The 25012-nt window shown below is 60.2% G+C and carries 18 protein-coding genes and 1 pseudogene; 10 read left to right on the plus strand and 9 right to left on the minus strand.

Annotated elements, in window-relative coordinates; translation table 11 throughout:
• Positions 1-118: 118 nt before the first annotated feature.
• Positions 119-1801, plus strand: coding sequence for an alkaline phosphatase family protein (locus IP81_RS00805; RefSeq protein ID WP_054106049.1), 1683 nt, complete (start codon positions 119-121; stop codon positions 1799-1801).
• Complete coding sequence (locus tag IP81_RS00810; protein WP_054106050.1) at positions 1798-3018, plus strand: FAD-dependent monooxygenase; 1221 nt, start codon at positions 1798-1800, stop codon at positions 3016-3018. The genes IP81_RS00805 and IP81_RS00810 overlap by 4 nt, the downstream gene beginning before the upstream one ends.
• A gap of 321 nt (positions 3019-3339) precedes the next feature.
• On the opposite strand, the gene IP81_RS00815 is transcribed toward IP81_RS00810, so the two are convergent.
• Both IP81_RS00815 and rpmG read right to left on the minus strand, forming a co-directional pair.
• A complete protein-coding gene (locus tag IP81_RS00815) occupies positions 3340-3999 on the minus strand; it encodes an outer membrane lipoprotein carrier protein LolA (protein ID WP_054106093.1) in 660 nt (219 codons plus the stop codon).
• 102 nt (positions 4000-4101) lie between these two features.
• Entirely contained in the window at positions 4102-4269 is a 168-nt protein-coding gene (gene rpmG, locus IP81_RS00820; RefSeq protein ID WP_054106051.1) for a 50S ribosomal protein L33, read from the minus strand.
• Positions 4270-4493: 224 nt separating this feature from the next.
• Here rpmG and IP81_RS00825 point away from each other — a divergent pair.
• Positions 4494-5246: pseudogene (locus tag IP81_RS00825) on the plus strand (phenylalanine 4-monooxygenase).
• Positions 5247-5316: 70 nt separating this feature from the next.
• Here IP81_RS00825 and IP81_RS00830 read toward each other — a convergent pair.
• From IP81_RS00830 to IP81_RS00845, 4 genes are all read right to left on the minus strand, one after another.
• Entirely contained in the window at positions 5317-5586 is a 270-nt protein-coding gene (locus IP81_RS00830) for a hypothetical protein (RefSeq protein WP_054106052.1), read from the minus strand.
• A gap of 92 nt (positions 5587-5678) precedes the next feature.
• Positions 5679-5945 (minus strand): GlsB/YeaQ/YmgE family stress response membrane protein, encoded by a 267-nt coding sequence (locus tag IP81_RS00835; RefSeq protein WP_054106053.1) that lies wholly within the window; start codon positions 5943-5945, stop codon positions 5679-5681.
• Positions 5946-6041: 96 nt separating this feature from the next.
• Complete coding sequence (locus IP81_RS00840) at positions 6042-6854, minus strand: undecaprenyl-diphosphate phosphatase (protein WP_054106054.1); 813 nt, start codon at positions 6852-6854, stop codon at positions 6042-6044.
• Between the two features lie 27 nt (positions 6855-6881).
• The gene (locus tag IP81_RS00845; protein WP_054106055.1) at positions 6882-8669 is read right to left on the minus strand and encodes an ABC transporter transmembrane domain-containing protein; all 1788 of its coding nucleotides are present in this window, start codon (positions 8667-8669) and stop codon (positions 6882-6884) included.
• A 163-nt stretch (positions 8670-8832) separates the two neighbouring features.
• Here IP81_RS00845 and IP81_RS00850 point away from each other — a divergent pair, with 163 nt between their 5' ends.
• Together IP81_RS00850 and IP81_RS00855 are read left to right on the plus strand one after the other, a co-directional pair.
• On the plus strand, positions 8833-10089 hold the full coding sequence (locus IP81_RS00850; RefSeq protein WP_197274470.1) for a polyhydroxyalkanoate depolymerase: 1257 nt from the start codon (positions 8833-8835) through the stop codon (positions 10087-10089).
• 242 nt (positions 10090-10331) lie between these two features.
• Positions 10332-11279, plus strand: coding sequence for a glycosyltransferase family A protein (locus tag IP81_RS00855; RefSeq protein ID WP_054106056.1), 948 nt, complete (start codon positions 10332-10334; stop codon positions 11277-11279).
• Positions 11280-11313: 34 nt separating this feature from the next.
• Here the strand turns inward: IP81_RS00855 and IP81_RS00860 are convergent, their stop codons facing one another.
• Entirely contained in the window at positions 11314-11775 is a 462-nt protein-coding gene (locus tag IP81_RS00860; RefSeq protein ID WP_054106095.1) for a MaoC family dehydratase, read from the minus strand.
• A gap of 169 nt (positions 11776-11944) precedes the next feature.
• On the opposite strand from IP81_RS00860, the gene IP81_RS00865 reads away from it, so the two are divergent.
• On the plus strand, positions 11945-13819 hold the full coding sequence (locus IP81_RS00865; protein WP_054106096.1) for an acyltransferase family protein: 1875 nt from the start codon (positions 11945-11947) through the stop codon (positions 13817-13819).
• Here the strand turns inward: IP81_RS00865 and IP81_RS00870 are convergent.
• Together IP81_RS00870 and IP81_RS00875 are read right to left on the minus strand one after the other, a co-directional pair.
• On the minus strand, positions 13803-15194 hold the full coding sequence (locus tag IP81_RS00870) for a putative O-glycosylation ligase, exosortase A system-associated (protein ID WP_054106057.1): 1392 nt from the start codon (positions 15192-15194) through the stop codon (positions 13803-13805). The genes IP81_RS00865 and IP81_RS00870 overlap by 17 nt on opposite strands.
• Positions 15187-15366: a hypothetical protein gene (locus IP81_RS00875; RefSeq protein WP_054106058.1), complete on the minus strand. Its 180-nt coding sequence runs from the start codon at positions 15364-15366 to the stop codon at positions 15187-15189. The genes IP81_RS00870 and IP81_RS00875 overlap by 8 nt, the downstream gene beginning before the upstream one ends.
• Before the next feature lie 68 nt (positions 15367-15434).
• On the opposite strand from IP81_RS00875, the gene IP81_RS00880 reads away from it, so the two are divergent.
• The 4 genes from IP81_RS00880 (at position 15435) to IP81_RS00895 (ending at position 24880) form a co-directional block, all read left to right on the plus strand.
• Positions 15435-16664: a TIGR04063 family PEP-CTERM/XrtA system glycosyltransferase gene (locus IP81_RS00880; RefSeq protein ID WP_054106097.1), complete on the plus strand. Its 1230-nt coding sequence runs from the start codon at positions 15435-15437 to the stop codon at positions 16662-16664.
• A gap of 62 nt (positions 16665-16726) precedes the next feature.
• Positions 16727-18589, plus strand: a complete 1863-nt coding sequence (locus IP81_RS00885) for a hypothetical protein (protein WP_054106059.1) — start codon at positions 16727-16729, stop codon at positions 18587-18589.
• Between the two features lie 203 nt (positions 18590-18792).
• Complete coding sequence (gene gltB / locus IP81_RS00890) at positions 18793-23433, plus strand: glutamate synthase large subunit (RefSeq protein WP_054106060.1); 4641 nt, start codon at positions 18793-18795, stop codon at positions 23431-23433.
• Positions 23434-23446: 13 nt separating this feature from the next.
• Positions 23447-24880: a glutamate synthase subunit beta gene (locus IP81_RS00895; protein WP_054106061.1), complete on the plus strand. Its 1434-nt coding sequence runs from the start codon at positions 23447-23449 to the stop codon at positions 24878-24880.
• Positions 24881-25012 lie beyond the last annotated feature (132 nt).

Consider the following 25012-nt stretch of genomic DNA (forward strand, 5'->3'; position numbering starts at 1 on the left):
GGCATCGGTTTCCACCACAAGCCCCTTGAACCGGAACGCCGCCGGGGCCATGCGTAGCGCTCTGGCAGCGTCCTACGATTGGCCTCGGCCCAAGTCCAGTCTGCGTGCCCGATGGAGTATGTCCTGCGTGAAAAACTTTGCCCGCAAAGCCGCCTTGTTGCTTGCCGCTGGTGCTCTTCCCGTGGTGCCCGCCATGGCGCAGGAAGCCGCCCAGCCGGTTTCGCAAACCGTGCCCGCCAACGCCCCGCGTCTGGTAGTGGCCATTGCGATTGACCAGCTTTCGTCCGATATCTTTGCCCAATATCGCCAGCGCTTTACCGGCGGCTTTGCGCGGTTGACCAGCGGCGCGGTGTTTCCGGCGGGCTATCAAAGCCACGCGGCGACCGAGACCTGCCCCGGCCATTCAACGATCCTGACGGGCAACCGTCCGGCGCATACCGGCATCATCGCCAATTCGTGGATCGACCAGTCGGTAAGCGTGGGACCGAAGCTGGTCTATTGCGCCGAAGACGTTGCCAAGCGGACCGCCGGATCGCGCGATTACGTGGCCTCTGTCAAAAACCTTCTGGTGCCGACGCTGGGCGATCTGCTGAAGCGGGTCAATCCGGCGGCGCGCAACATCGCGGTTTCGGGTAAGGATCGCGGCGCGCTGATGATGGGCGGGCACGATATCGATCAGGTGTACTGGTGGAAGGGCAAAGGCTTCACCACGCTGGAAGGCCGCACCTTGGGCGCAACCGCCGTCGCGCAAAACGCCGCGATCACCGCAACTTTGGCCAAGGGCGCGCCTGCCTTTGCATTGCCGGCCTGGTGCGCGCGCAATGATCGCGCGATTCAGGCAGGCACTGCTACCGTCGGCACAGGGCGCTTTGCTCTGAAGGCCGGGGCAACAGATGCTTTCCGCGTTTCACCACGGCTGGACCGTGCAACGCTGGATCTGGCGGTAAAGCTGGTCGACGAGGAGAAGCTGGGCAAGGACGCCGTGCCCGATGTGCTTTCGGTCAGCCTTTCGGCCACAGACTATGTTGGCCATGCTACCGGCACCGAGGGCGCAGAAATGTGCATCCAGTTGACGCAGCTTGATCTGGCACTGGGCGATTTCTTCGCCAGCCTTGATCAGCGCGGCATTGATTACGCGGTGGTGTTGACCGCAGACCACGGCGGGTTCGACTTGCCCGAGCGTTTGCATGAACAAGCGCTGGAAGTATCGGCGCGCGTGACCAACGATGTTTCGCCCGAGGCGCTTTCGGCCACTTTGGGCAAGCGTTACGGGCTTGAGCCCAAGGATCTGATCCTGTCGGACGGGGCATCGGGCGATTACTGGGTGCGCGCCGATGTGGCCCCGGGCCTTAAGGGCAAGATCGTGGACGATGCCAAAGCTATGCTGGAATCCAACAGCCAAGTAGAGGTTGTGCTGACCGCTGCCGAGATTGCCGCAACGCCGATGCCAACACACTCGCCCGAAGTGTGGACCATGGCCGAACGCGCTCGTGCATCATACAATCCGCTGCATTCGGGCGATTTCGTGGTGTTTTTAAAGCGCGGCGTGGTGCCGATTCCGACGCCGCGTGCAGGCTATGTGGCAACGCACGGTAGCCCGTGGGACTATGATCGCCGCGTGCCGATCCTGTTCTGGCGCAAGGGGATGACCGGGTTTGAACAGCCCAGCGCGATTGAAACGGTGGACATCGCGCCCAGCCTTGCCGCATTGGTGGGGCTGAAAGTGCCCGAAGGTTCGTTTGACGGACGCTGCCTTGATCTGGATGGTGGCGCGGGCAATACTTGTGGAGCGGCCAAATGAATGAAGCACATGCTGACGTTGTGATCCTGGGCGGTGGCCTCGTCGGCATGACTTTGGCGATTGGTCTGGCGAAAGCCGGGATCAGCAGCCACGTGGTGGACAATTCAGACCCTGCGGCGCAAACCGCTGAAGGGTTCGATGGCCGCGCTTCGGCGATTTCAACCGCAAGCTGGAACTTGTACGAACACCTTGGCATGGCCGAGGCGCTGGCTCCGCTGGGCTGCCCGATTGCGTCGATTGCGGTGACCGATGCGATGAAGCCGGGGCGGATCGATTTCCAGCCGGGTGAAGCCGATGGCTCATTGGGCCGAATGTATGCCAACCGCGATCTGCGCATCGCGATGTATGCCGCCGCTGCGCGTGAAGAGGCGATTAGCTTCCACCCCAACGCGCACGTCGTCACGCGTGAGCGCGGCGAGCATGGGGTGAGTGTCACGCTGGCCGATGGCCGCGTACTGAAAGGGCGGTTGCTGGTGGGGGCCGAGGGCCGCAAATCACCCACGCGCGACGAGGCTGGTTTTACGCCTGCCCGCTGGGACTATGGCCACCGCGCGATCATCGGGGGGCTGACGCATGAAAAGTCGCATGGCAATGTGGCGTGGGAAGTGTTCTATCCGGCAGGGCCTTTTGCGCTGCTGCCGCTGCTGGATGGCGCAGACGGCGTGCACCGTTCGGCGCTGGTGTGGACCGTGGCGGAAAAGGACGCTGCCGCTGTGCTGGCCATGCCTGATGCAATGTTCATCGGCGAAGTGGCAACACGGATGCACGGCATCTTTGGCAAGATCGAACTGGCGGCCCCGCGCACATCCTATCCGCTGAACTTCCACCACACCGTGCGCGTCGTGGAGGAACGGCTGGCGCTGGTCGGCGATGCGGCGCACGGGATGCACCCGATTGCGGGGCAGGGCCTGAACCTTGGTCTGCGTGATGTGGCCGCGCTGGTCGAAGTGCTGTCAGATGGCGCGCGGCTGGGGCTGGATGTGGGCGATGCGCAATTGCTGGCGCGTTATGAGCGCTGGCGTGCCGCCGATACCTTCATGGTGGCCACCGCAACCGATGTGTTGACGCGCCTGTTCGGCCTACCCGGACGCGTGCCCTCGGCCATCCGCCGCTTCGGCATGGCAGGTGTGCAACGTATGGGACCGCTAAAGCGCTGGTTCATGGATGAGGCGCGCGGGATGAGCGGTGATCTGCCGAAGTTGCTGCGCGCGGCTTGAGGCGTTGGGCTAGGGCAGCCTTGTTTGCCCGGCTGGCCCCATAACAAAACCCCCGGACCGGGGGCATTGGTCCGAGGGTTCCATTTTGCGTTCGTCACGCTTGACTGGGCGGCTTGTAAGAGACCGGCAACAGGGGGGAAACCTGTCTCAACCGCTGCGTCGACAATCTGTTTAAGCCCCTGCCGCTTGCCCTTGGATGAACGGGGCTGAAAAGCCTGTCGCAAGTTGTCGCATAAGGAGCACGCCTTGCAGTTGAGCTGATGCGAACAGGCGACGGGCTGTGGCGCAGGGCAAACAGATGCACCGAATCATAAGTCGTCCTCAGCGCGTGGTCGGGCGGCGCGGGTCGGTCCAGTTAAAAGTCTTGTCGTCCACCGCGATGCCGTATTGATGGCCCGAAAGGCGAATCGTGGTGCGCTTGTTCTGCGAATCGAGCGCGACCCACGAATCGAGTTGCAGGCCGCCTGGCGCTGCGCCGTTGCGCACGAAGATCATCGTGATCGTGCCATATTCGGGGTGCTTTGGATCACGCACTTGCAGGCTGGTGACGCCCGCATCGCCAGTGGGCAGCAGTTTGGCAAAGCGCGCCACGTCTTTGCTCGGGTTCAGCAAGGCGCCCAGCGGGCTGTTGCCGATGGGCCAGCGCTGCACCTGGCGGACCTGATAATCGATCATGGTCAAGGCCTTGCCATCGCCCACGATCAGCAGCGGCACGCCTTTTTGATATTGGAAGCGGATTTTGCCGGGGCGCTTCATCGTCAACACGCCGGTGGTGTTCTTGCCCGAACGGTCAGTCTGGACAAAGTTTGCCCGCAGCGTGGAAATGCCGCGCAAGGCAGCAACTGCGCGGTCAACCTCGGCGGACGGGGCCTGTGCCGATACGGCAACGGGCGCGATGGCGGCGGTCGCAGTGCCCAGGACAAGCGAAAAGGCCACCAAAGGGCGGCCCAGTTTGTGGAGTTTTATCAAAATCGTGTTCATCGCCGTTCCTTGCAGTGTCGGCGTTGAACTCGCCATGAACCGACCCGTTCCAGAAAGGATGGGTGGTTCAGGCGGTCAATAGCAAAAACGCAAAACGCGCCTTTACTTGATCTTGGCTTCCTTGAACTCGACATGCTTGCGCACGACGGGATCATACTTGCGGAAGACCATCTTCTCGGTCGTGTTCCGGGGGTTCTTCTTCGTGACATAGAAGAAGCCGGTGTCTGCGGTCGAGACCAGACGGATCTTGACGGTGGTTGGCTTTGCCATTGCTCTATCCTGAACTTTTCGCGCGCGATTCTGAAACGAATGTGGCGGCGCGTCGCCACGCCGCCGTCATGTGGGCGGGCAGTTGGTGTAGAATCAGGGCAAAGTCAAGCGCGCAGTCATGCAAAGCGTCAATTGCTGACGCGGGATTTGCGTGATATTGGTTGCATAAGAAACCACATCAGGCAAGCAAGCCCGTGCCCTTCGATTATACTTGTCTGTCTGCAATGCCAGAAGGCGTCTATACCGCGCCTTTGCGCCGTCCTGCTCATGTCGGGGAGGATTGGCTTGAGCCTGCGCAGAACCGCTACACAGCCGACGAACACGCGATCTGGGATGCGCTTTACGTGCGCCAGATGGATTTGTTGCCGGGCCGGGCTTGCACGGCCTTTCTGCAAGGGTTGGAGCGGCTTGATCTGGGTCACGGTGGTGTGCCCGATTTGGCGCGACTATCATCCGCTCTTGAGGCTCTGACGGGCTGGAGCGTGGTGCCGGTGCCGATGCTGACCGATCCGACATATGCCGATTACATGCAGGAATATGGCCGCGCCGGGTGGAAGGCGATGCAGCACAACCGGTTAAAGGCGCTTGGCGCGCTCTATTGGTACACGGTGGAGTTCGGACTGTTGGAGGAGGCTGGCACCTTGCGCGCTTATGGTGCGGGCAGTCTGTCCGGCCCGCGTGAGGCGGTGTTTGCGCTGGAGGCCTAATCGCCCAACCGGATCATGCTCAACGTTGACCGGGTAATGCGCACCGATTACGTGATTGATGACCTGCAACCGACCTATTTCGTTATAGAGAGTTTTAAGGACTTGTATCACCAGACTGTCGACCGCGATTTCGATAGGCTTTATCGCGCGCTGGGGCCGGGGTTCACTTATGCTAATACTGCGGTGATCGACGTGGACGATGTGCTGCACCGTGGCACACTGGAATACCATCTGCGCGGCGGGCACACATCGCAGGCCGATGCCTTATAGCCAAAGAAAAGCCCGGCACTGCACAAGGCAGGCCGGGTTCTCGGATGATTGATCGCGATGTGCGATCGCCTTACATTTTGTCGGCGTTATCTTCCATGGCATCTGCTTTGGCTTCACCGGCGTCGCGCACGGCTTCTGCCTTTCTATCAATAGCGCTTGCTGATGCATCGACCATTGCATCTGCGGTGGCTTCCATCGCATCAGCGGTTGCTTCGGTTGAGGCGCGGACTTCGCCAGCCTGATCTTCGGCGGCATTTTCTTCCTTGCTGTCACATGCCGAAAGGCCAAGGCCCATGGCGATGATCGAAGCCATTATGGCGCTTTTGAAAATAGGTTTCATAGGTAAACCCCCTTGTTCAATTGAGATTTGGCTTAGAAAGGGCGATCCTTGCGGACCGCCCTTCGAGGTTGGTTGCGGCTTGCTAAACAGTGTTAGCGAACCGAACCGCGACGGACGAGATTGACGATGGCGAGCAGGATCAGTGCGCCGAGGAATGACACGATCAGTGTGGGTGCAGAGATACCCGCGGTGATGCTACCGCCGCCAACGAGGGGTGCCAGTAGGAACCCGCCGAGCAATGCGCCGACAATGCCGACCACGATGTTCAGGAAGATGCCCTGCTGGCCATCTGTGCGCATCACAATGCTGGCAAGCCAGCCGAGGATGCCGCCTACGATAAGAAGAATAATTAGGCTCATTTGGATAACCCCTTGAAGTACAGTCTGTTCGGTCAATCCCGAACAGGGCACTTGGTTCCGCAAATGCGGTGGGGCGTTTTAGGGATCAGCTTTGAATCAGCGCAGCGACAGCCAGATAATTGCGGCTGCTCCGGCCACGATCCGATACCACGCAAATGGCTTGAAGCCCGAGCGGCTAACGTAAGCCACGAAGAAACGGATGACCGCCAGAGCCACCACGAAGGACACGGCAAAGCCTACCGCGATTTCGGCCCAGCCAACGCCCAGCGTGCTTGCCATGACGGCCTCGCGGTTATCGATCAGTTCCAGCGTGGTGGCGCCCAGCATCGTGGGGATGGCAAGGAAGAAGCTGAATTCTGCGGCTGTGCGCCGTTCAATCCCCATCGCCAGCGCGCCCATGATCGTTGCGCCTGAACGGCTGACGCCCGGAATCATCGAAACGCATTGCGCAAGGCCTACGCCAAGCGCTTGGCGCAAGGGCAATTGGCCGATGCCGGTCAGCTCACCCGTCTTGGCGTGCTTTTCGATCACAAGGATCGCCACGCCGCCCAAGATCAGCGCCCAGCACACCACCATCGGACTGCCGAGCATCACATCGATCTGGTCTTTGAGCAGCAGGCCAAGGATGGCCGAGGGGATGAAAGCCGCCAGAAGGTTACGCAGGAACCGCAAACTGATCGGTTCAAGCCGCAGCAGACCCATGCCCACGGCCCAGAATGTCCGCCAGTACTGCACCACCACCGCCAGAATCGCGCCCAACTGGATCATCACGTTGAACATCGCCCATTGGTGGGAGTCATAACCGAATAGTTCGGTCGCCAGAATGAGGTGACCGGTGGATGATACTGGCAGAAACTCGGTTAGCCCCTCGACAATGCCGAGCAGAATGGCGGTGACGATCGTATCCATGGGCTTCCCTAATCCGGAAATCTGGCTCTAAGCTGCGATGCCTTCGAACTGAAGCTTGGCAAGGCGCGCATAAAGGCCATCGGCGGCAGACAGGCTGCTATGCGTGCCCTGTTCGACAATCCGCCCGCCATCCATCACGATGATCCGGTCAGCCGCGCGGATCGTGGCAAGACGGTGCGCGATGACCAGCGTGGTGCGGTCTTTCATCAGGCGGTCGAGCGCTTCCTGAACCAGCCGCTCGCTTTCGGCATCCAGCGCGCTGGTGGCTTCATCCAGCAGCAGGATCGGCGATTTGCGCAGAACCGCGCGGGCAATCGCGATCCGCTGGCGCTGTCCGCCCGAAAGCCGCGCGCCATCTTCGCCAAGAAACGTGTCGAGGCCTTGCGGCAATTCGCGCAGGAAGGTTTCAGCGTTCGCAGTGTGGGCCGCTTCCCAGATTTCTTCATCGCTGGCCGACCAGTTGCCGTAGCGCAGATTGTCGCGCGCAGAGGCGGCAAACAGCGTGGCGTCTTGCGGTACCAGAGCGCTGCGGGCGCGCACTTCCGAAGGATCGGCGCTGGTCAAAGGCACGCCATCGATGCGCACCATGCCGCCGTGCGGATCGTAAAAACGCTGCGCGAGCAGGAACAGCGTCGATTTGCCCGCGCCCGACGGGCCGACAATGGCGACTGTCTCGCCCGGCTCAACCGTCAGCGAGAAATCATCCAATGCCAGCACTTCGGGCCGCGAAGGATAGCGGAACGAGACGTTCTGGAACGCGATCTGGCCGCGCGGGGGCAGCGGTAGCGCGGTGGGGCGGGCAGGGGGGGCGATGTCGGGCTCTTCGCGGAGCAGCTCGTTCAGGCGTCCGGCAGCGCCAGCGCCGCGCAGAAGGTCGCCGTAGACTTCGGACAGGGAGCCCGCAGCGCCCGCCACAAGGCCAGCGGTGATGACGATGGCAAAGATGGTGCCGCCGCTGATCGTGCCTTGTGCCACGCCCAGCGCACCTTCCCACACCAGCATGGTGATCCCGCCAAAGATCAGCAGGATGACGACGGCAGTCATCCCTGCACGTAGCGAGATACGGCGCAGGGCGGTTTGAAAGGTGGCCTCAACCTTTTCGCCAAAGCGGTCCAGTTCGCGCTTTTCCTGACCAAAGGCTTGCACGATCTTCATCGCGCCCAGCACTTCTGCCACGATCACACCGATTCCGGCCACACGGTCCTGGCTGGAGCGCGAAACATTGCGCACGCGCCGCCCGATCACCACAATGGGCAGGACGACCAATGGAATGCCGACCAGCAGAATCGCGGTCAGCTTTGGCGCGAGATAAAACAAATAAATCAGGCCGCCGATGGCCGTGATCGTGTTGCGCAGGGCAACCGATACCGTGGTGCCAACGACCTGTTCAATGATTGCGGTGTCCGAGGTCATCCGCGAGGAGATTTCCTTCGGGCTGTTGCTTTCAAAGAACGAGGGAGGCAAGCGCAGCAAGTTTCCCTGCACCCGCAAGCGGATATCGGCGACCACGCGTTCACCCAGCCACGATACAAAGTAAAAGCGGCAGGCCGTGCCGATGGCGAGTACCAGAACGATCAGCAGCAAATACTGGAACCAGCGTCCCAGCTCTTCGACATTGGCCCCCGCGGCAAAGCCTTTGTCGACGATCAACCGAAAACCGGCAGGTATCGCCAGTGTTGCCCCTGACGTTACCAGCAGCGCAGCCGAAGCGGCAGCAAGCCGTCCGGGGTACTTGATCGCCTCGCGCCAAATCATGCGCAAAGGGCCAAGCGTGCGGGCGCGGGCAGGTTCGGCTGGTTTGAGTTCCTCTTCCATGCAGCCCGCCTAGCCTATGGCGCGCGATGCTGAAAGGGGGCGGATGGCGCGCATTGAAATTGTTGCGTTGCACAATTCAAAAAATCGCTGCAATCTACAGTACACGAGTCTCCGCCGGTTGTTGTTAGTTGTGCCCGGCAACAAAACAAAAAAGGTGTTCGCAGTGCTATATAAAGCTTATGAACTTCAGCGTTCGATGATGAACGCCAGCAGTGCTCTGGCATCAATGACAGCAGATATGCTGAATCATGAACGCAACCCTTGGGCAGGTATTGGCCCAACCCATATGATGGCGTCGGCGCTGGAGGTGTTTGCCCACGCAGCCGCGCCGCGCGGCAAGCCGGCATTCGGTCTGCGCGTGATCCATGTCGATGGTGCGCCGCACGCGGTGAAAGAAACCACAGTTATCACGCGCCCCTTCGGCGATCTTAAGATGTTTACGCACGATGGCTTGCCCAAAGATGCGCCGCGCCTGCTGCTCATTGCGCCGATGAGTGGGCACTATGCCACGCTTCTGCGCGGCACGGTTGAGCGGATGATGGAACGCTGCGTGGTCTATGTCACAGATTGGGCCGATGCCAAGTATGTGCCCTTGGCCGAAGGCATCTTCGATCTTGATGACTATATTGATTATGTCATTGGCTTCCTTGAACATGTTGGCCCGGGTGCGCACGTTATGGCAGTGTGCCAGCCGTCGGTTCCCGCATTAGCGGCCACTGCGATTATGGGCGCTGAAAAGCATCCCTGCCGCCCTGTGTCCCTCACGATGATGGGCGGGCCGATTGATACCCGCGAAAGCCCGACAGCGGTCAATGATCATGCGGTTACCAAGCCGCACGTGTGGTTCAAACATAACGTCATCACCACGGTGCCCGTCAATTATCCCGGTGAAGGCCGCCGCGTTTATCCAGGCTTCGTTCAGCTTGCCAGCTTCATGTCAATGAACCTTGGCAGCCATATGATGAGCCATTACAAGCTTTATCAGCATCTTATGCAGGGCGCTGATGATAGTGCCGATGCCACCAAGACGTTCTACGATGAATATCGCGCCGTCTGCGATCTTCCGGCAGAATTCTATCTGCAAACCGTGGACATTGTGTTCCAGCGCCACGCCCTGCCCAAGGGCGAAATGCTCCATCGTGGCAAAGCGGTTGATCTGAACGCCATCACCGATACCGCGATCCTGTGCATTGAGGGTGAACGTGACGACATCTCGGGCATCGGCCAGACCAAGGCTGCGCTGAAAGTCACGCCGAAGCTTGGTGATGACATGAAGCAGTATTTCCTCGCCCCTGAAGTGGGCCACTATGGCATCTTCAATGGCTCGCGCTGGCGCAATTCCATCGCGCCCGTGGTGGAGCAATGGATCGCCAAGTTTGAAAAGAAGGCCAAAAGCCGCAAGCTGACCGTCGTCGCTTAAAGCCTCATCCTAAACGCTGCGAATCGGGCCGGTCAGACGCAATGTTTGGCCGGTCCTTTTCTTTGCGTCCTTACCTCTGTGGTTCGGCAGGCGCGTGTATTGCTTAGTATCTTGATAAACTCCGTGCCGATTTTGAACAAGACCGCGCAGGTTGGGCAAGTTTTGGCGCTAAAATGCGCTCTGCAATAAAGTGAAAGACTTCGGAAACTTGTGGTTCGGCCCGATTTGGCATTTGCTCTGCCATGATGATGGACCATGCAAACGCCAGCGATCATGAACCAAGCGCTCTTGCGCAGGGGGCCGAAGCCTATCGCGCACCGTCCCTGATCCCCCGCATCAGTGTGGTCCTGCCGGTCCACAACGGGGCGGCCTATCTCAGCCAGGCCATCGTTTCCATTCTTGGCCAAACGCTCACCGAAATCGAACTGATTTGCGTGGATGATGGCTCAACCGACGATACGCCGCAAATTCTCCTCCAGCACGCCGCTTTGGACAGCCGCGTACGGATCATCACCAACCGCCCCAATCGCGGGCTTCCCGGAGCGTTGAATGTGGGCTTTGCCGAGGCGCGCGGGGCTTTGCACTGCTGGACCTCGGACGACAACATCGCCCGTCCGCATATGCTCGAACGCTTGGCTGCCGCACTTGACAGCCATCCGCATGCGGCCATTGCGCATGCCAATTATAGCGTGATCGATCAACGCGGCACCGTGACCGGCTTCCAGAAAGTGGGTCCGGCCAGCGAGATACTATTTGGCAACCGGATCGGGGCAGCGTTCCTCTATCGCGCTGAAGTAACGCAGACTTTGGGCGGCTATGACGAAGCGCTGTTCGGGGTCGAGGATTACGACTTCTGGCTGCGGGCGGCGCGCAGTTACTCTTTTGTCACGCTGGACGAAGACTTATATCTTTACCGCCGGCACGGTGCCAGTCTGACCGACAGGCGTGCCCGCACCATTCACCGGTTGGGCGCGCAAATCATCATGCGCGAACTCGCGTTTGTTGATGATCCTGCCTTGCGGGCACGCGTGCTTCTTGAACATGGCACGGCCAGCCGCGTCGATCCCCGTCTCGGGATGCTGGTGCAAGCCTGCGCGCTTTCCCCGATGCAGGCGTTGCACCGTGCGCCCGTGATCGCGCGCCATCTTGCCGCCCATGCAAAGCGGTTGCTGCAAGGGCGCGGGGAGTGATGCTTTTGCAGAATGAGGGCTGTGTTGCGCGTTCTCAAACAAAGATCAGCGCTATCCAGTCACAAATCAGCGCTGGTTTGTCCTCACCTTCGATTTCGACGGTAACCTCCATCGTTTGCTGCCATTGGCCGGGGCGCTTTTCCGCCATTTCCAGCAGCTTGAACACTCCGCGAATGCGCTTTCCCACCCGCACCGGTGCAAGGAACCGCGTGTGGTTGCTGCCATAGTTGACACCCATCTTGATGCCCGCCAAGTTTGGGCAATCGCTTGTGTTCACCATCCGCGAAAGCAGCGACAGGGTGAGGAACCCGTGCGCGATCGTGCCACCAAACGGGCTGAGCCTTGCCCGTTCAAGGTCTACGTGGATGAATTGAAAATCATCGGTCGCCTCGGCAAATTTGTCCACCCGCTCCTGCGTGATTTCGATCCATTCGGACGTGCCGACAACAGTGCCCGCCAGCAGGGCGATTTCGGCGGGGAGAAGCGATCTTACCATGCTTTTGTTCAACTTTGCAAAGGGGTTAGACCGAACAATGGCGGCAAGCGGAACCGGGTGCAAGCCCGTCTAAGTGCCCAATTAAGCCATATTTTGCGCAGGGGTAGTTCCTAATTGCCAACAGCCTGCTACGCTAATGAAGGTAAATCTGAAAGATGCTGAACCAATAATGACGCCAACCGCCCCTTATCGCCGTGATATCGATGGCCTGCGTGCCTTGGCAATTCTTCCGGTACTGGCGTTTCATGCAAAGATATCAGGCTTTACGGGCGGCTTTGTTGGCGTTGATATATTCTTTGTTATTTCAGGATTTTTGATCACGGGCATTATTGCGCGTGAGGTTGATGGCGGCACGTTCTCACTGGTCCGTTTCTATGAACGCCGCGCCCGGCGCATTTTGCCCGCGCTACTTGTCATGATTGCTGCGGTGCTGGTGTTGGCCGCATGGTTTTATCTGCCCGATGATTTCGCTGCGGTGCCGCGTTCGGCGCTGATGACGCTGATTTTTTTGGCCAATGTCTGGTTTTTCACCAAGACGGGGTATTTCGGCGGTCCGGCCGAAACGATGCCGCTGCTACACTGCTGGTCGCTTGCGGTGGAGGAGCAGTTCTATGTCGTGTTTCCGCTGGTGCTATGGATTTGCGCCAAGCTTGCGCCAAAGCGGCGCTGGCAGATCATCGCGCTGCTCGCCGCGCTCAGCTTTGGCTGGGCATGGTTGAAGCAGGCCGATACCGATGGCTTTGCCTTCTACCTTTTGCCCACCCGCGCATGGGAAATGATGGCAGGATCGCTGCTCGCGCTTGCCGCGCCTGTGCAAGCCAGTGGTCGGACCCTGCGCCAGTTACTGGCGTTGGCCGGATTGGCGCTGATCGGCTGGTCGGTTGCCACATATGATCGCGGCACTGTGTTTCCCGGTCTCGCCGCTTTGCCGCCAGTGCTGGGGGCATCGCTGTTGATCCGTTATGCGCCGGGGACGTTGGCGGGCAGGGTGCTTTCCGCCGCTCCGCTGGTTTGGGTGGGATTGATCTCGTACTCGCTCTATCTGTGGCATTGGCCGCTGATCGTCTTTGCCGAATACCGGCTGGACCGCATGCTGGATGGTGCTGACCAAGCCGCGATTGTCATCGGCAGTTTCATAGCGGCATGGGCAAGCTGGCGTTTTGTGGAAAGGCCATTCCGTGATCACCGCCGGATCAACCAGCGCGCGATCTTTGCATATAGTGCCGCAGGAATGGCGGCGGTTGCGGCGGTATCATTGGCGATGTTGCCGCTGGGCGGGTGGAGCGCGCGATTTTCCCCGCAAGTTATCGCGCTTTCCGGTGCGGTTAACGACATCAGCCCAAAGCGCGATGGCTGCGTTTTGGTCGATGAAGCAGGAGCTACACAGCAGGAATGCGTGCTGGGTGCTGCTGTTCCGCCCACAGCCGCATTATGGGGCGATAGCCATGGCATTGAGCTGGCTTGGGCGCTTGGCCAAAAGTTTGGAGACGAAGGCCGCGCTCTTGTCCAGCACACCCGCGCCAGTTGCCCGCCGGTGATGGGTTATCAGATTGCCAATGATCCCGCCTGCGCCCGCAGCAATGGCCGGGTGATGCAGCGGTTGCTGGCCCAGCCGCAAGTCCGCACGGTCTACCTCGTCGGCTTCTGGGCCAGCCCCACCTATCGTACAAGCAACATGCAAGATCTGATCGACGAGACGATCGCGCAGCTACAAGACGCGGGTAAGCAGGTTGTGCTGATCGGCCCGGTGCCGTCGCAGTCCTTCGATGTGCCGCGCCGCCTTGCCCAAGCTGCCGCGCAAGGCAAACTGGAGGCCGTGCAAGGGGTAAGTCTTTTGCATTATCGCCGGGAAACTACGTGGTTCACCCGCAATTACCGGCGGTGGGAGAACCGCGGCGTGGCCGTGATCGATCCGCTGGCCATATTGGCGCACGGCGATCGTACCCGGCTCATGCTTGATAACAAACCGCTATACTTCGATTCGCACCATCTGAGCGTTACCGGAGCGCAGGCGGTCGTCTCGCTGGTCAAACTTGCGCCGTAGCCATCCCGCGCCCTGGCTCTGCCACCAGCGGCGGAGTTGATGCCTTGCGGAACGGCACCGGCTTTGCCGTGCTCACCCGCTTGATATAGCCCCACAATCCGCATTGCAGGCCGACCAGCATGTAACAGAACGGCTGGAACGCGATGCCCACGAAGGTGGACCCTACAAGATAGATGATCTGCGCTTGTTGTAGCGCCTCGGCCAAAGGCGATACCCAGCGGAATGCCTCCGACGTCTCCTTGCGATAGCGGCGGCGCAGCACTTCCATTTGCCAGACCCCCAGCAAGTGCAAAGCAAGCCAGAGGGCAAGCCCGGGATAGCCTTGTTCGCCCAGCATTTCGAAATAGCTGGAATGATAGGCCCGCGCCTGATCGACCACAGGCTTGTATTCCAGCGCGGTATTGTTGTCGCCAGCCGACTTGGCCTCGACGGTATCGTAAGAAATGCGGTTCTGGCGATAGGCATCAAAGCCTCCGCCAAACGGGCGGTCTTTCACAAATTCCAACGTCCAGCGCCACACCGCCACGCGCGTTGAGGCGGATTGGTCGGACTGGTGATTGTTTATCGTGCCCATCCGCGCCACGAATTCTGCGGGTAGCAAAGGTATCGCAACCAGCGCCCCTGCCGCCATCAGCGATATGATCAGGGCTTTGCGCTTGGCCGTACGCAGCACCAGCGCGGCCAGCACGACCACGCAGACCAGCCCCGTGCGCGCGCCCGTACCGATCGGCATGAGCGCGCAGGCAAAGCACAGCGCCCAGGCGAAGGCTTTGACGCGCCATTCGGGCGGAAAGATCGTGCCAAAGCGTGATGCCCACAAAGCCAGCGGGATCACCGCGACGGCCACTGCCGATATGATCGATCCTTCATAAAGGCCGGTGTTGTTATCAACCAGCAGGCGCAATTCACCATAGCCCCCGCCGCCCGCCAGCGTCTTGATGCCGCCACCAATCACGATCACGCCGATGGAAAGCACCATGACCAGCGTCAGCGCCTCGATCCGCAGCCGCGTCCGCAAAGTCAGCGGCAGGAACAGCGCAAACAGCAGTGCTTTCCACACCCACGCCCATTTCTCGCCTGCTTCCAAAGGAAAATCAGCCGCTTGCGTGGTTAGTCCGCAATAGACGAGCATCAGCAGCAGCAAAAACTGGCGCAAGGAAAAGCGCGTTCCGTTCTTGTCCTCGGCCACGAACCACGCGGTAAACGCACAAAGGAAGGCGATCAGCGATATCGGAATCTGGCTGAGGATGCCCCAGCTCACCTTCTGCGGTGAAACGATGTCGATGTAAGTATAGGCCAGCACGAAGATAAACGGCTTGCGAAAACCCGCCCCGATAAAGGCCAGCACACAACTTAACAGAAACAGATCAAGCATCGCGCCCACCTGTATCGCGACGGCCCTGATCTGGTGATTCGCGCTTTTGCAGGAAGTGCCCTTTGCGGCTTGGCAGCGATGGATCGTCGTCCAGATCGTCACGGTGCAACATCCGCCAGACGGCAATCGCCATCAGCAGGTGTGGCAGGAAGAGCGTGAACTTGTCGATCATGGCAGAGCCCTTGCTAAAGCAATGAGGTTGACGCGGCGTTAAGCCTTGTTGTGGCAGGGATGGTCACCATGACACGCGTCCTTCACGTCCTCGACCATTCGTTGCCGCTGCAAAGTGGCTATACCTTCCGCACCCGTGCGATCCTCAAAGCGCAGCAGGCCATGGGGCTTGAAGTGCGCGCCGTGACCGGCTTGAGACAGGAAGGTCTGGCCACCGGTGCCGAATCGGATACGGTTGACGCTTTGCAGTTCTATCGCACACCCGGCGTTGCCCAAGGCTTGCCGCTCCTGCGCGAATGGGGTGAAGTCTCGGCGCTGGCCGAACGGATTGTCGCCATCGCGCAAGATTGGCGGCCTGATGTGCTCCACGCCCATTCTCCGTCATTGTGCGGCATGGCGGCGGTCAAGGCCGGACGGCGGCTGGGCATTCCCGTGGTCTACGAAATCCGCGCTTTCTGGGAAGACGCTGCCGTTGGCAACGGTACAGGCCGCGAAGGCAGCGCCAAATACTGGCTCACCCGTGTGCTGGAAAACGATGTGGTCAGCGGTGCGGACCGGGTGGTTACCATCTGCGAAGGGCTGCGGCAGGATCTGGTCGCGCGCGGCTTTACGCCTGAAAAAATTGCGATCATGCCCAACGGCGTCGATCTTGATCTGTTTGGCGATCCTTTGCCCCGCGATCAGGCATTGGCAAAGGAACTTGCGCTGGGTGATGGGCCGGTGATCGGCTTCCTCGGCAGCTTTTATCCTTATGAAGGCCTTGATGATCTGATCGCGGCCATGCCCGCCATTGTCGCCCAAGTGCCTGGCGCGCGGCTGCTGATGGTGGGCGGCGGTCCTGCTGACGCGGCATTGCGCGCGCAGGCCGAAGCGTCGCCTGCGGCTGATGCCATCCGTTTTGTCGGCCGCGTGCCGCATACCGAAGTGGAACGCTATTATTCGCTGGTCGATGTTGTCTGCTACCCGCGTAAAGGCATGCGGCTGACCGAACTGGTCACGCCGCTGAAACCCTTGGAAGCCATGGCGCAGGGCAAGCTGGTGGCAGCTTCCGATGTTGGCGGCCACCGCGAACTGATCCGTGACGGGGTGACCGGCACTTTGTTCCCGGCCGATGATCCGGCGGGCTTGGCGGCAGCCATGGCGCAGATGTTAACCGCCCCCGAAAGCTGGCCCGAACGACGCAAATTCGCACGCCACTGGGTGGGCGAACATCATGATTGGGCGGCAAACGTCAGACGTTATCAAGTCGTTTACCAAGCGCTGATACCACATTTCAAAATGGTGGCTGCGGCAGCGTAAATCGTCCGGCCTCCTGAATACCAAGCTGTTCCCGATTTTCTGAAAGACAGGATCCACCGCCCGTGACCGCGACAAAGCGCAAGCCCAAGCCCATCACCGCGAATCCGCTGTTTCCGCTCGTTACCGGATTGTGGTTTGCAACGCTTTTGGGGCTTGGCAGCTTCGCTACTGCACCCATGCTGCTCGAAGGGCCAGTTCTGGCGCTGGGCATCCCGGCATTGATTCCCGCTGCGGCACCGCCTTTGGGATTTACCACGCGAATCATATTTGCCTTGGCGATGATGGGCTTCGGTGCGCTTTTCGGGTATAGTCTGGGCCGCTTCCTGGGCCGGGAAAAGACCGCCGCGCCTGCGCGGGCGCGCGGCTTCGGCAAGAACGCGGGTGCGGCTCCTGCATCCAATGCGCGCCGTCCGATCAATGCTGCCGAAGATCTTGGCGCACCGCTTGATGCGCCGGTCGAGCAAGAAGCCTCCGCACGACGCCGCCCTCTTATCCAGACCGAAGAACCTCCGGTCGTCGCGACGCCCGCCTTTCTGGCCTCACCCATCGAAGAAGCGCCCATGGCACAAGCGCCTGTTGTTGCGGAAAGGCCGGTCTTTTCCGAAAGGCAGGTTTTTCAGCCATCTGCCGCCGCGCCCACTCCGCCGCCTGCGGCCAGACCCGCCGATCCGCTAGACCTCGACTTGCTGCTGGAACAGGCGCAAGTGATCGAGCCCGCGCCATTTGCACCCTCACACCCCCCCTTTGCAGTGCCCCGGCAAGCGCCCCCGCCGCCAGTCACTCATGCACAGGCGATCCCGGCAGAGCCTATCGTCGCAGCGCCCGAAGTTGCGCCCGCTCCCGCTGAGCCAGCCCCCGCTGCGCCACAGATATTTGCAAAAACTGATGAAGTTGCTGCGCAGTTGGCACCGGCACCGGCACCGGCACAGCAGGTCTTCATTCAGCCTGCCGCTATTCCGCCTGCCGCTATTCCGTCTGCCCCTAAACTCCATGCACCCACGCCGCCAGATGCGTTCCTTCAGGCGCGCGCTGCCGATGCAACGCCGCTGGATCGCACGCCGCTTGAAAATCTAGGGCTGGTCCAGTTGATCGAACGCCTTGCCTTGGCGATTTCCCGCCGCAGACCGCAAGATGCGTCTTTCGATCAACCGCCGTTCAAAGCGCCCGAAGCTGTGGCACCGGCACCAACTCCAGCTCCCGTGCTACAGGCACCTATCGCGCGGTTCGAAAAATCGCCTGACGTGCCGCCTGTTGCCGACAAGCTGCTTGTCCCGCCGGTTGTTCAGGCCGCACCGGTTTCGGTTGCTGCTGAACCGGAACGCGTCGTCCAATTGCGCCCGGCGGCCCCTCAAGCTTTCGCCGCTCCCGTTGCTGATGATGAAGCGGAATACGAGGAGCAGGATGCTGGTCTTGAACGCTTCTTGCGCCTATCCCCTTTGCTTTCACGCAAGCCTGAAGAAGTCGCAGAAGCTTTCGGCGTCACCAACAATCCGGCGCCCGAGCCTGAAGTTGCCGAAGATTGCTATTCCTCGCTGCTGGATATGGCACCGGTCGTCGCCCGCCGTGAACCGCTGCGGATCGATGATAGCGTGATCGATGACCATGCCGTGATCGAACCCGTCGTCGTTTTCCCCGGGCAGGAATCCCCGTGGCAGCAAGAAGCGGCAAAGGCGGCGCAAATGTCATCCGCGCCAGCCCGCCTGTTTGAACGTCCATCGGTAATGCCGGTGCCGGGATCGCCACTTGCATCACCTGGCCGCGCCGCCCCTTCGCCACACCTGCCCAATACGCGTGGTGCAGACCAAGCCCTGTCGTCCGGCAATCCCTCTGCCGCGCCGGTTGCCGGCACGCCCGATGCCGAAGAAGCGGACCGTGCTTTGCGCGCGGCCCTTGCAACGTTGCAACGGATGACCGCGCGCGGATGATTTTCTGCCAAAAGAGCCCGTAGCTTCGGCCCTTTCTGCCGTATCGCATCCGTATTTCCGGGCTTAACCGCGCGCTTAGCCTTGCAGCGCGGTTGCAAAATAACTTTCATGCAGTCATGGGGAGCCTCCGCGCAACTTTCGTCGCCTTCGGGCGTCGTGATTCGTGCGTCGTTCCTCTTTTTGGATGCAGGAAAAACTTCGAAATGGGATTTCCGCCGGTTCAGGGCCTCTACGATCCACGTAATGAACATGACGCTTGTGGTGTGGGGTTCGTCGCTCACATTAAAGGCCGAAAAAGTCATTCCATTGTTGATCAGGCACTGGAAATTCTGCGCAATCTTGACCATCGCGGCGCGGTGGGCGCTGATCCGTTGCTGGGCGATGGCGCAGGCATCCTGATCCAGATTCCCGACCAGTTATTCCGCAAATGGGCAACATCCGAAGGCAAGGAATTGCCGCAGCCGGGCGATTATGCCGTGGCCATGTGCTTCCTGCCGCAGGATGAGGCTGCGCGCCTGTTCGTCACCGAATTCTTCGAAAAGTTCATCGCCAAAGAAGGCCAGGAACTGATCGGCTGGCGTGATGTGCCCACCACACTGGATGGCTTGGGCAAGGCCGTGATCGAGCAGATGCCGGTTATCCGCCAGTGCTTTATCAAGCGCGGTCCTAACACGGCTGATCAGGCTGCGTTCGAACGCAAGCTGCTTGCCATCCGCAAGCAGACGCAGAACCCGCTGGCGATGATGGCCGAAAAGCACGGTCTGCCCGGCGTTACCCAGTTGTATATGCCCAGCTTCTCGACGCGCACCATCGTCTACAAGGGGCTTTTGCTCGCCAATCAGGTTGGCTCATTCTACGATGATCTGTGTGATCCCGATTGCGTGTCGGCACTGGGCCTTGTGCACCAGCGCTTCAGCACCAACACCTTCCCCAGTTGGAAGCTGGCGCACCCTTATCGCTTCATCGCGCATAACGGTGAAATCAACACGGTTCGCGGCAACGTAAACTGGATGAACGCGCGCCGCCGCACGATGGAATCAGAGCTGCTTGGCCCTGATCTTGACAAGATGTGGCCGCTGATCCCGCATGGCCAATCAGACACTGCCAGCCTCGACAACGCGCTCGAACTGCTGCTGGCCGGTGGCTACAGCCTTGCCCATGCGGTGATGATGCTGATCCCCGAAGCATGGGCCGGCAATCCGTTGATGAGCCCTGCGCGCCGCGCATTCTATGAATATCACGCAGCATTGATGGAACCATGGGACGGCCCTGCCGCCGTGGCCTTCACCGATGGCCGCCAGATCGGCGCAACGCTGGACCGCAATGGTCTGCGTCCCGCGCGATTCTCGATCACGCGTGATGATCTGATCTGCATGGCTTCGGAAAGCGGCGTTTTGCCGTTCCGCGAAGAAGATATTGTCCGCAAGTGGCGGCTCCAGCCGGGCCGTATGCTCCTGATCGATATGGAGCAGGGTAAGATCATCGAAGACGAAGAGATCAAGGCCGAACTCGCTGCCGCCGAACCTTACGAGGAATGGCTGGAGCAGGCGCAGTACAAGCTTCAGGAACTCGATGTGGTCGAGCCTGAACTTGCTGCGCTTCCGGTGGAAACCACCTCGTTGCTCGATCGCCAGCAGGCGTTCGGTTATACGCAGGAAGATATCTCCAAGTTCTTGGAGCCAATGGCCATTGCTGGCGATGATCCGCTGGGTTCGATGGGCACCGACACGCCGATTGCGGTGCTGTCAAAGCGTTCGCGTCTGCTCTACGATTATTTCAAGCAGAACTTCGCGCAAGTCACCAACCCGCCGATCGATCCGATCCGCGAAGAACTGGTGATGAGCCTTGTCAGCATGATCGGTCCGCGTCCGAACCTGCTGGGCCACGATGCCGGCAGCCACAAGCGCCTCGAAGTCGATCAACCGATCCTGACGAATGAGGACATCGCCAAGATCCGCACGGTTGAAGCGGCGTTGGATGGTGCATTCCGTACTGCCACGATTGACACGACATGGGCCGCATCTGCTGGCGCAGACGGTCTTGAAATGGCGATCAAGGAAATGTGCTGGGCCGCCACCGAAGCGGTGTTGGCCGATAAGAACATCCTGATTCTGTCAGACCGTGGCCAGAACGAAGACCGCATCCCGATGCCAGCGGCACTGGCGACGGCGGCTGTGCACCAGCACCTTGTCCGTCAGGGCCTGCGCATGCAAACCGGCTTGGTTGTTGAAACCGGCGAAGCGCGCGAAGTGCATCACTTCTGCGTGCTGGCAGGCTATGGCGCCGAAGCGATCAACCCTTACCTTGCGCTTGAAACGCTGGAGCAAATCCGCGTTGCCAAGGAACTTCCACTTGAGCCCAAGGATGTAAAAAAGAACTACATCAAGGCCATCGGCAAGGGCATCCTCAAGGTCATGTCCAAGATGGGCATTTCGACCTACCAGTCGTATTGCGGCGCGCAGATCTTTGACGCGGTCGGCTTGTCGAGTGCGTTCATCGAAGCCTACTTTACCGGCACCGCCACCAGCATCGAGGGCGTTGGCCTCAAGGAAATCGCGGAAGAAACCGTGCGCCGTCATGCAACGGCCTATGGCGATAATCCGATCTACAACACGATGCTTGATGTCGGCGGCATGTATCAATCGCGCACGCGCGGTGAAGAACATGCGTGGACCGCATCGAACATTGCCAACCTGCAACATGCGGTGCGCGGCAACACCTCTGAAAAGTATGCCGAATTTGCGCAGTCGATCAACGATCAGTCCGAACGGCAATTGACCATTCGCGGGCTGATGGAATTAAAGAAGGCTGATCAGCCGCTCGACATTTCCGAAGTCGAACCGGCCAGCGAAATCGTCAAGCGTTTCGCCACCGGCGCGATGAGCTATGGCTCGATCTCGTGGGAAGCGCACACCACGCTGGCCGTGGCGATGAACCGCATCGGCGGCAAATCGAACACCGGCGAAGGCGGCGAAGACCCATCGCGGTTCAAGCCGATGGCCAACGGCGATTCGATGCGCTCTGCAATCAAGCAGGTCGCCTCGGGCCGCTTCGGCGTCACGGCTGAATACCTCGTCAACGCAGACGATGTGCAGATCAAGATGGCACAGGGCGCAAAGCCCGGCGAAGGTGGCCAGTTGCCCGGCGACAAGGTCGACAAGACCATTGGCAAAACCCGCCACTCAACGCCGGGTGTTGGTCTCATTTCGCCACCGCCGCACCACGATATCTACTCGATTGAAGATCTCGCGCAGCTCATTCACGATCTCAAGAACGTGAACACAACTGCGCGCATCTCGGTCAAGCTGGTATCCGAAGTGGGCGTTGGCACCGTGGCTGCGGGCGTTTCCAAGGCGCGCGCCGATCACGTGACGATCTCGGGCTATGAAGGCGGGACCGGCGCATCGCCGCTCACTTCGCTCACGCACGCAGGCTCACCATGGGAAATCGGCCTTGCCGAAACCCAGCAAACGCTGCTGCTCAACAACTTGCGCAGCCGCATTTGCGTGCAGGCTGATGGCGGCATCCGCACCGGTCGTGATGTGGCTGTTGCCGCGCTGCTCGGCGCTGACGAGTTCGGTTTCGCCACCGCACCGTTGATCGCGGCGGGCTGCATCATGATGCGCAAGTGCCACCTGAACACCTGCCCTGTCGGCGTTGCCACGCAAGACCCCGTGCTGCGTGCGCGCTTCACCGGCCAGCCAGAACATGTGATCAACTACTTCTTCTTCGTTGCCGAAGAATTGCGCGCGATCATGGCCGAGATGGGCTTCCGCACCATCGCGGAAATGGTCGGACGGGTTGATCGGCTCGATACCAACAAGGCGATCCATCACTGGAAGTTGGAAGGCATCGATCTGGCCAAGCTGCTGCACAAGGTGGAACCGGTTGAGGGCACGACCCTGAACTGGAGCGGCACGCAGGATCACGGCCTCGAAGCCGCGCTTGATCAGGTTCTGATCAAGGGTAGCGCTGCGGCTCTGGAAAGCGGGCAGGCGGTGCGCCTTGAAAGCAATGTTATCAACGTTAACCGTACGGTCGGCGCGATGCTTTCGGGTGAAATCGCCAAGAAGTACGGCCACAAGGGCTTGCCCGACAATACTGTCCACGTCTCGTTCAAGGGCGTGGCTGGACAGTCGTTCGGTGCATTCCTTGCGCATGGCGTCACGCTGGATCTCGTCGGCGATGCCAACGATTATGTTGGCAAGGGTCTTTCGGGCGGCCGCGTGATCGTGCGCCCGCCAGCGCATGTGGAACGCGATCCTGCGGAAAACATCATCGTCGGCAACACCGTGCTCTATGGCGCGATTGCGGGTGAGGCTTACTTCAACGGCGTTGCCGGTGAACGCTTTGCCGTGCGCAATTCGGGCGCTGTCGCCATTGTCGAAGGCACGGGCGATCACGGCTGCGAATATATGACCGGCGGTGTCGTTGTGGTGCTGGGCAAGACCGGCCGCAATTTCGCCGCAGGCATGTCGGGCGGTGTGGCTTATGTCTATGACGTGGACGGCAACTTTGCCGATCTTGCGAACAAGGCGATGGTCGATCTTCTGCCCGTGTCGGCAGAGCGCGATGACGAGGATGGCGCGGGCCGTCCACAACAGCGCGGCGTTGACGTCTATGACTATGGCATGGGCGATATGCTCTACCACGATGCTGAACGCCTACGCGTTCTGGTCGAACGTCACCATCTCTACACCGGCAGCAAGCGGGCGCGCGAAATCCTTGATAACTGGGCCGAGGCTCTGCCAAAGTTCGTCAAGGTGATGCCGCGTGATTATGCACGCGCCCTGCGCCAGATGGAGGCCGAGCGCCTCGAAGCCGCGTCCGTCGCGGCTGAATAAGGGTTTTAATACAATGGGTAAGGCAACAGGCTTTCTCGAAATCGACCGTAAGGACCGCATCTATGATGCGCCTGCGGAACGGCTGAAGCACTATCGCGAATTCGTCATCCCGCACGATCCTGCGGGCCTGAAGGGGCAGGCCGCGCGCTGCATGAACTGCGGCATTCCGTACTGCCACAACGGCTGTCCGGTGAACAACCAGATCCCCGACTGGAATCATCTGGTCTATGAGAATGACTGGCGCGAGGCGCTGACGAATCTCCATTCGACCAATAACTTCCCCGAATTCACCGGCCGCATCTGCCCCGCCCCGTGCGAGGCGGCGTGCACGCTGAACATTGTTGATCAACCGGTGACGATCAAATCGATCGAATGCGCGATCGTCGACAAGGGGTGGAAAGAAGGCTGGATTGAACCACAGGTCCGCGCCAAAAAGACGGGCAAATCGGTTGCCATCATTGGCTCAGGCCCCGCCGGAATGGCCGCTGCACAGCAGTTGGCGCGCGCGGGTCACTCGGTCACGGTGTTCGAAAAGAACGACCGGATCGGCGGTTTGATGCGCTACGGCATCCCTGATTTCAAAATGGAAAAGACGCACATTAACCGCCGCGCGATGCAGATGGAGGCCGAAGGCGTCCAGTTCCGCGTTGGTGTTGAAGTGGGCGTGACCGTTTCGTTCGCGAGCTTGCAGGAAAATTTCGATGCCGTTGTCCTGTCGGGCGGTGCCGAAGATCCACGCGGCCTTGGCATCCCCGGCGCCGAACTGTCCGGGGTGCGCATGGCGATGGAATTCCTGACCCAGCAGAACAAGCGCAATGCAGGCGATGATGAACTGCGCGCCGCCCCGCGCGGCTCGCTGCTCGCCACGGGCAAGCATGTCGTTGTAATCGGCGGCGGCGATACCGGGTCGGATTGCGTCGGCACGTCAAACCGTCAGGGTGCGGCCTCGGTCACCCAGCTTGAAATCATGCCAAAGCCTCCCGAAAAGGAAGACAAGGCACTGTCATGGCCGAACTGGCCGTTGAAGCTGCGTACCTCTTCCAGCCATGAAGAAGGTTGCGAACGCGAATTCGCAGTGTTGACCAAGCGCGTCGTTGGCGAAAACGATGTCGCCGGCCTCGAATGCGTCCACGTTGAGTGGGTGAATGGCCAGATGCAGGAAGTGCCCGGCAGCGAATTCACGATCAAAGCTGACCTGATCCTCCTTGCGATGGGCTTTGTCGGCCCGCGCAAGCAGGGCCTGTTGGAACAAGCCGGTGTCGAACTCGATCCGCGCGGTAACGTCAAAGGCAACGTCATCGATTACAAGACCAGCGTCGAAAACGTCTTTGCTTGCGGCGACATGCGCCGCGGCCAAAGCCTCGTCGTCTGGGCGATCCGCGAAGGCCGCCAGTGCGCCCGCGCGGTGGACGAAGCGCTCATGGGTGTCAGCGAACTTCCACGCTGAGGCTCACCGCTGATTGAGACAAAAAAGGGGCGTCCAACCGGGCGCCCCTTTTTGCATCTGGCCAATCATTTCCCGAACCTCGTTCGTGTCGAGCGTAGTCGAGACACCGTGCAAAGTGTCTCGACTACGCTC

Source organism: Novosphingobium sp. AAP83, from assembly GCF_001295795.1.
Lineage (GTDB): Bacteria > Pseudomonadota > Alphaproteobacteria > Sphingomonadales > Sphingomonadaceae > Novosphingobium.

What these genes read in the sequence shown, in the direction of transcription:
- rpmG (WP_054106051.1), bottom strand. Translation starts at nt 4,269, where the DNA reads ATGGCAAAGCCAACCACCGTCAAGATCCGTCTGGTCTCGACCGCAGAC.
- IP81_RS00865 (WP_054106096.1), top strand. Translation starts at nt 11,945, where the DNA reads ATGACGCCAACCGCCCCTTATCGCCGTGATATCGATGGCCTGCGTGCC.
- IP81_RS00880 (WP_054106097.1), top strand. Translation starts at nt 15,435, where the DNA reads ATGACACGCGTCCTTCACGTCCTCGACCATTCGTTGCCGCTGCAAAGT.
- IP81_RS00845 (WP_054106055.1), bottom strand. Translation starts at nt 8,669, where the DNA reads ATGGAAGAGGAACTCAAACCAGCCGAACCTGCCCGCGCCCGCACGCTT.
- gltB (WP_054106060.1), top strand. Translation starts at nt 18,793, where the DNA reads ATGGGATTTCCGCCGGTTCAGGGCCTCTACGATCCACGTAATGAACAT.
- IP81_RS00840 (WP_054106054.1), bottom strand. Translation starts at nt 6,854, where the DNA reads ATGGATACGATCGTCACCGCCATTCTGCTCGGCATTGTCGAGGGGCTA.
- IP81_RS00855 (WP_054106056.1), top strand. Translation starts at nt 10,332, where the DNA reads ATGATGATGGACCATGCAAACGCCAGCGATCATGAACCAAGCGCTCTT.
- IP81_RS00810 (WP_054106050.1), top strand. Translation starts at nt 1,798, where the DNA reads ATGAATGAAGCACATGCTGACGTTGTGATCCTGGGCGGTGGCCTCGTC.
- IP81_RS00870 (WP_054106057.1), bottom strand. Translation starts at nt 15,194, where the DNA reads ATGCTTGATCTGTTTCTGTTAAGTTGTGTGCTGGCCTTTATCGGGGCG.
- IP81_RS00805 (WP_054106049.1), top strand. Translation starts at nt 119, where the DNA reads ATGTCCTGCGTGAAAAACTTTGCCCGCAAAGCCGCCTTGTTGCTTGCC.
- IP81_RS00830 (WP_054106052.1), bottom strand. Translation starts at nt 5,586, where the DNA reads ATGAAACCTATTTTCAAAAGCGCCATAATGGCTTCGATCATCGCCATG.
- IP81_RS00875 (WP_054106058.1), bottom strand. Translation starts at nt 15,366, where the DNA reads ATGATCGACAAGTTCACGCTCTTCCTGCCACACCTGCTGATGGCGATT.
- IP81_RS00895 (WP_054106061.1), top strand. Translation starts at nt 23,447, where the DNA reads ATGGGTAAGGCAACAGGCTTTCTCGAAATCGACCGTAAGGACCGCATC.
- IP81_RS00835 (WP_054106053.1), bottom strand. Translation starts at nt 5,945, where the DNA reads ATGAGCCTAATTATTCTTCTTATCGTAGGCGGCATCCTCGGCTGGCTT.
- IP81_RS00860 (WP_054106095.1), bottom strand. Translation starts at nt 11,775, where the DNA reads ATGGTAAGATCGCTTCTCCCCGCCGAAATCGCCCTGCTGGCGGGCACT.
- IP81_RS00815 (WP_054106093.1), bottom strand. Translation starts at nt 3,999, where the DNA reads ATGAACACGATTTTGATAAAACTCCACAAACTGGGCCGCCCTTTGGTG.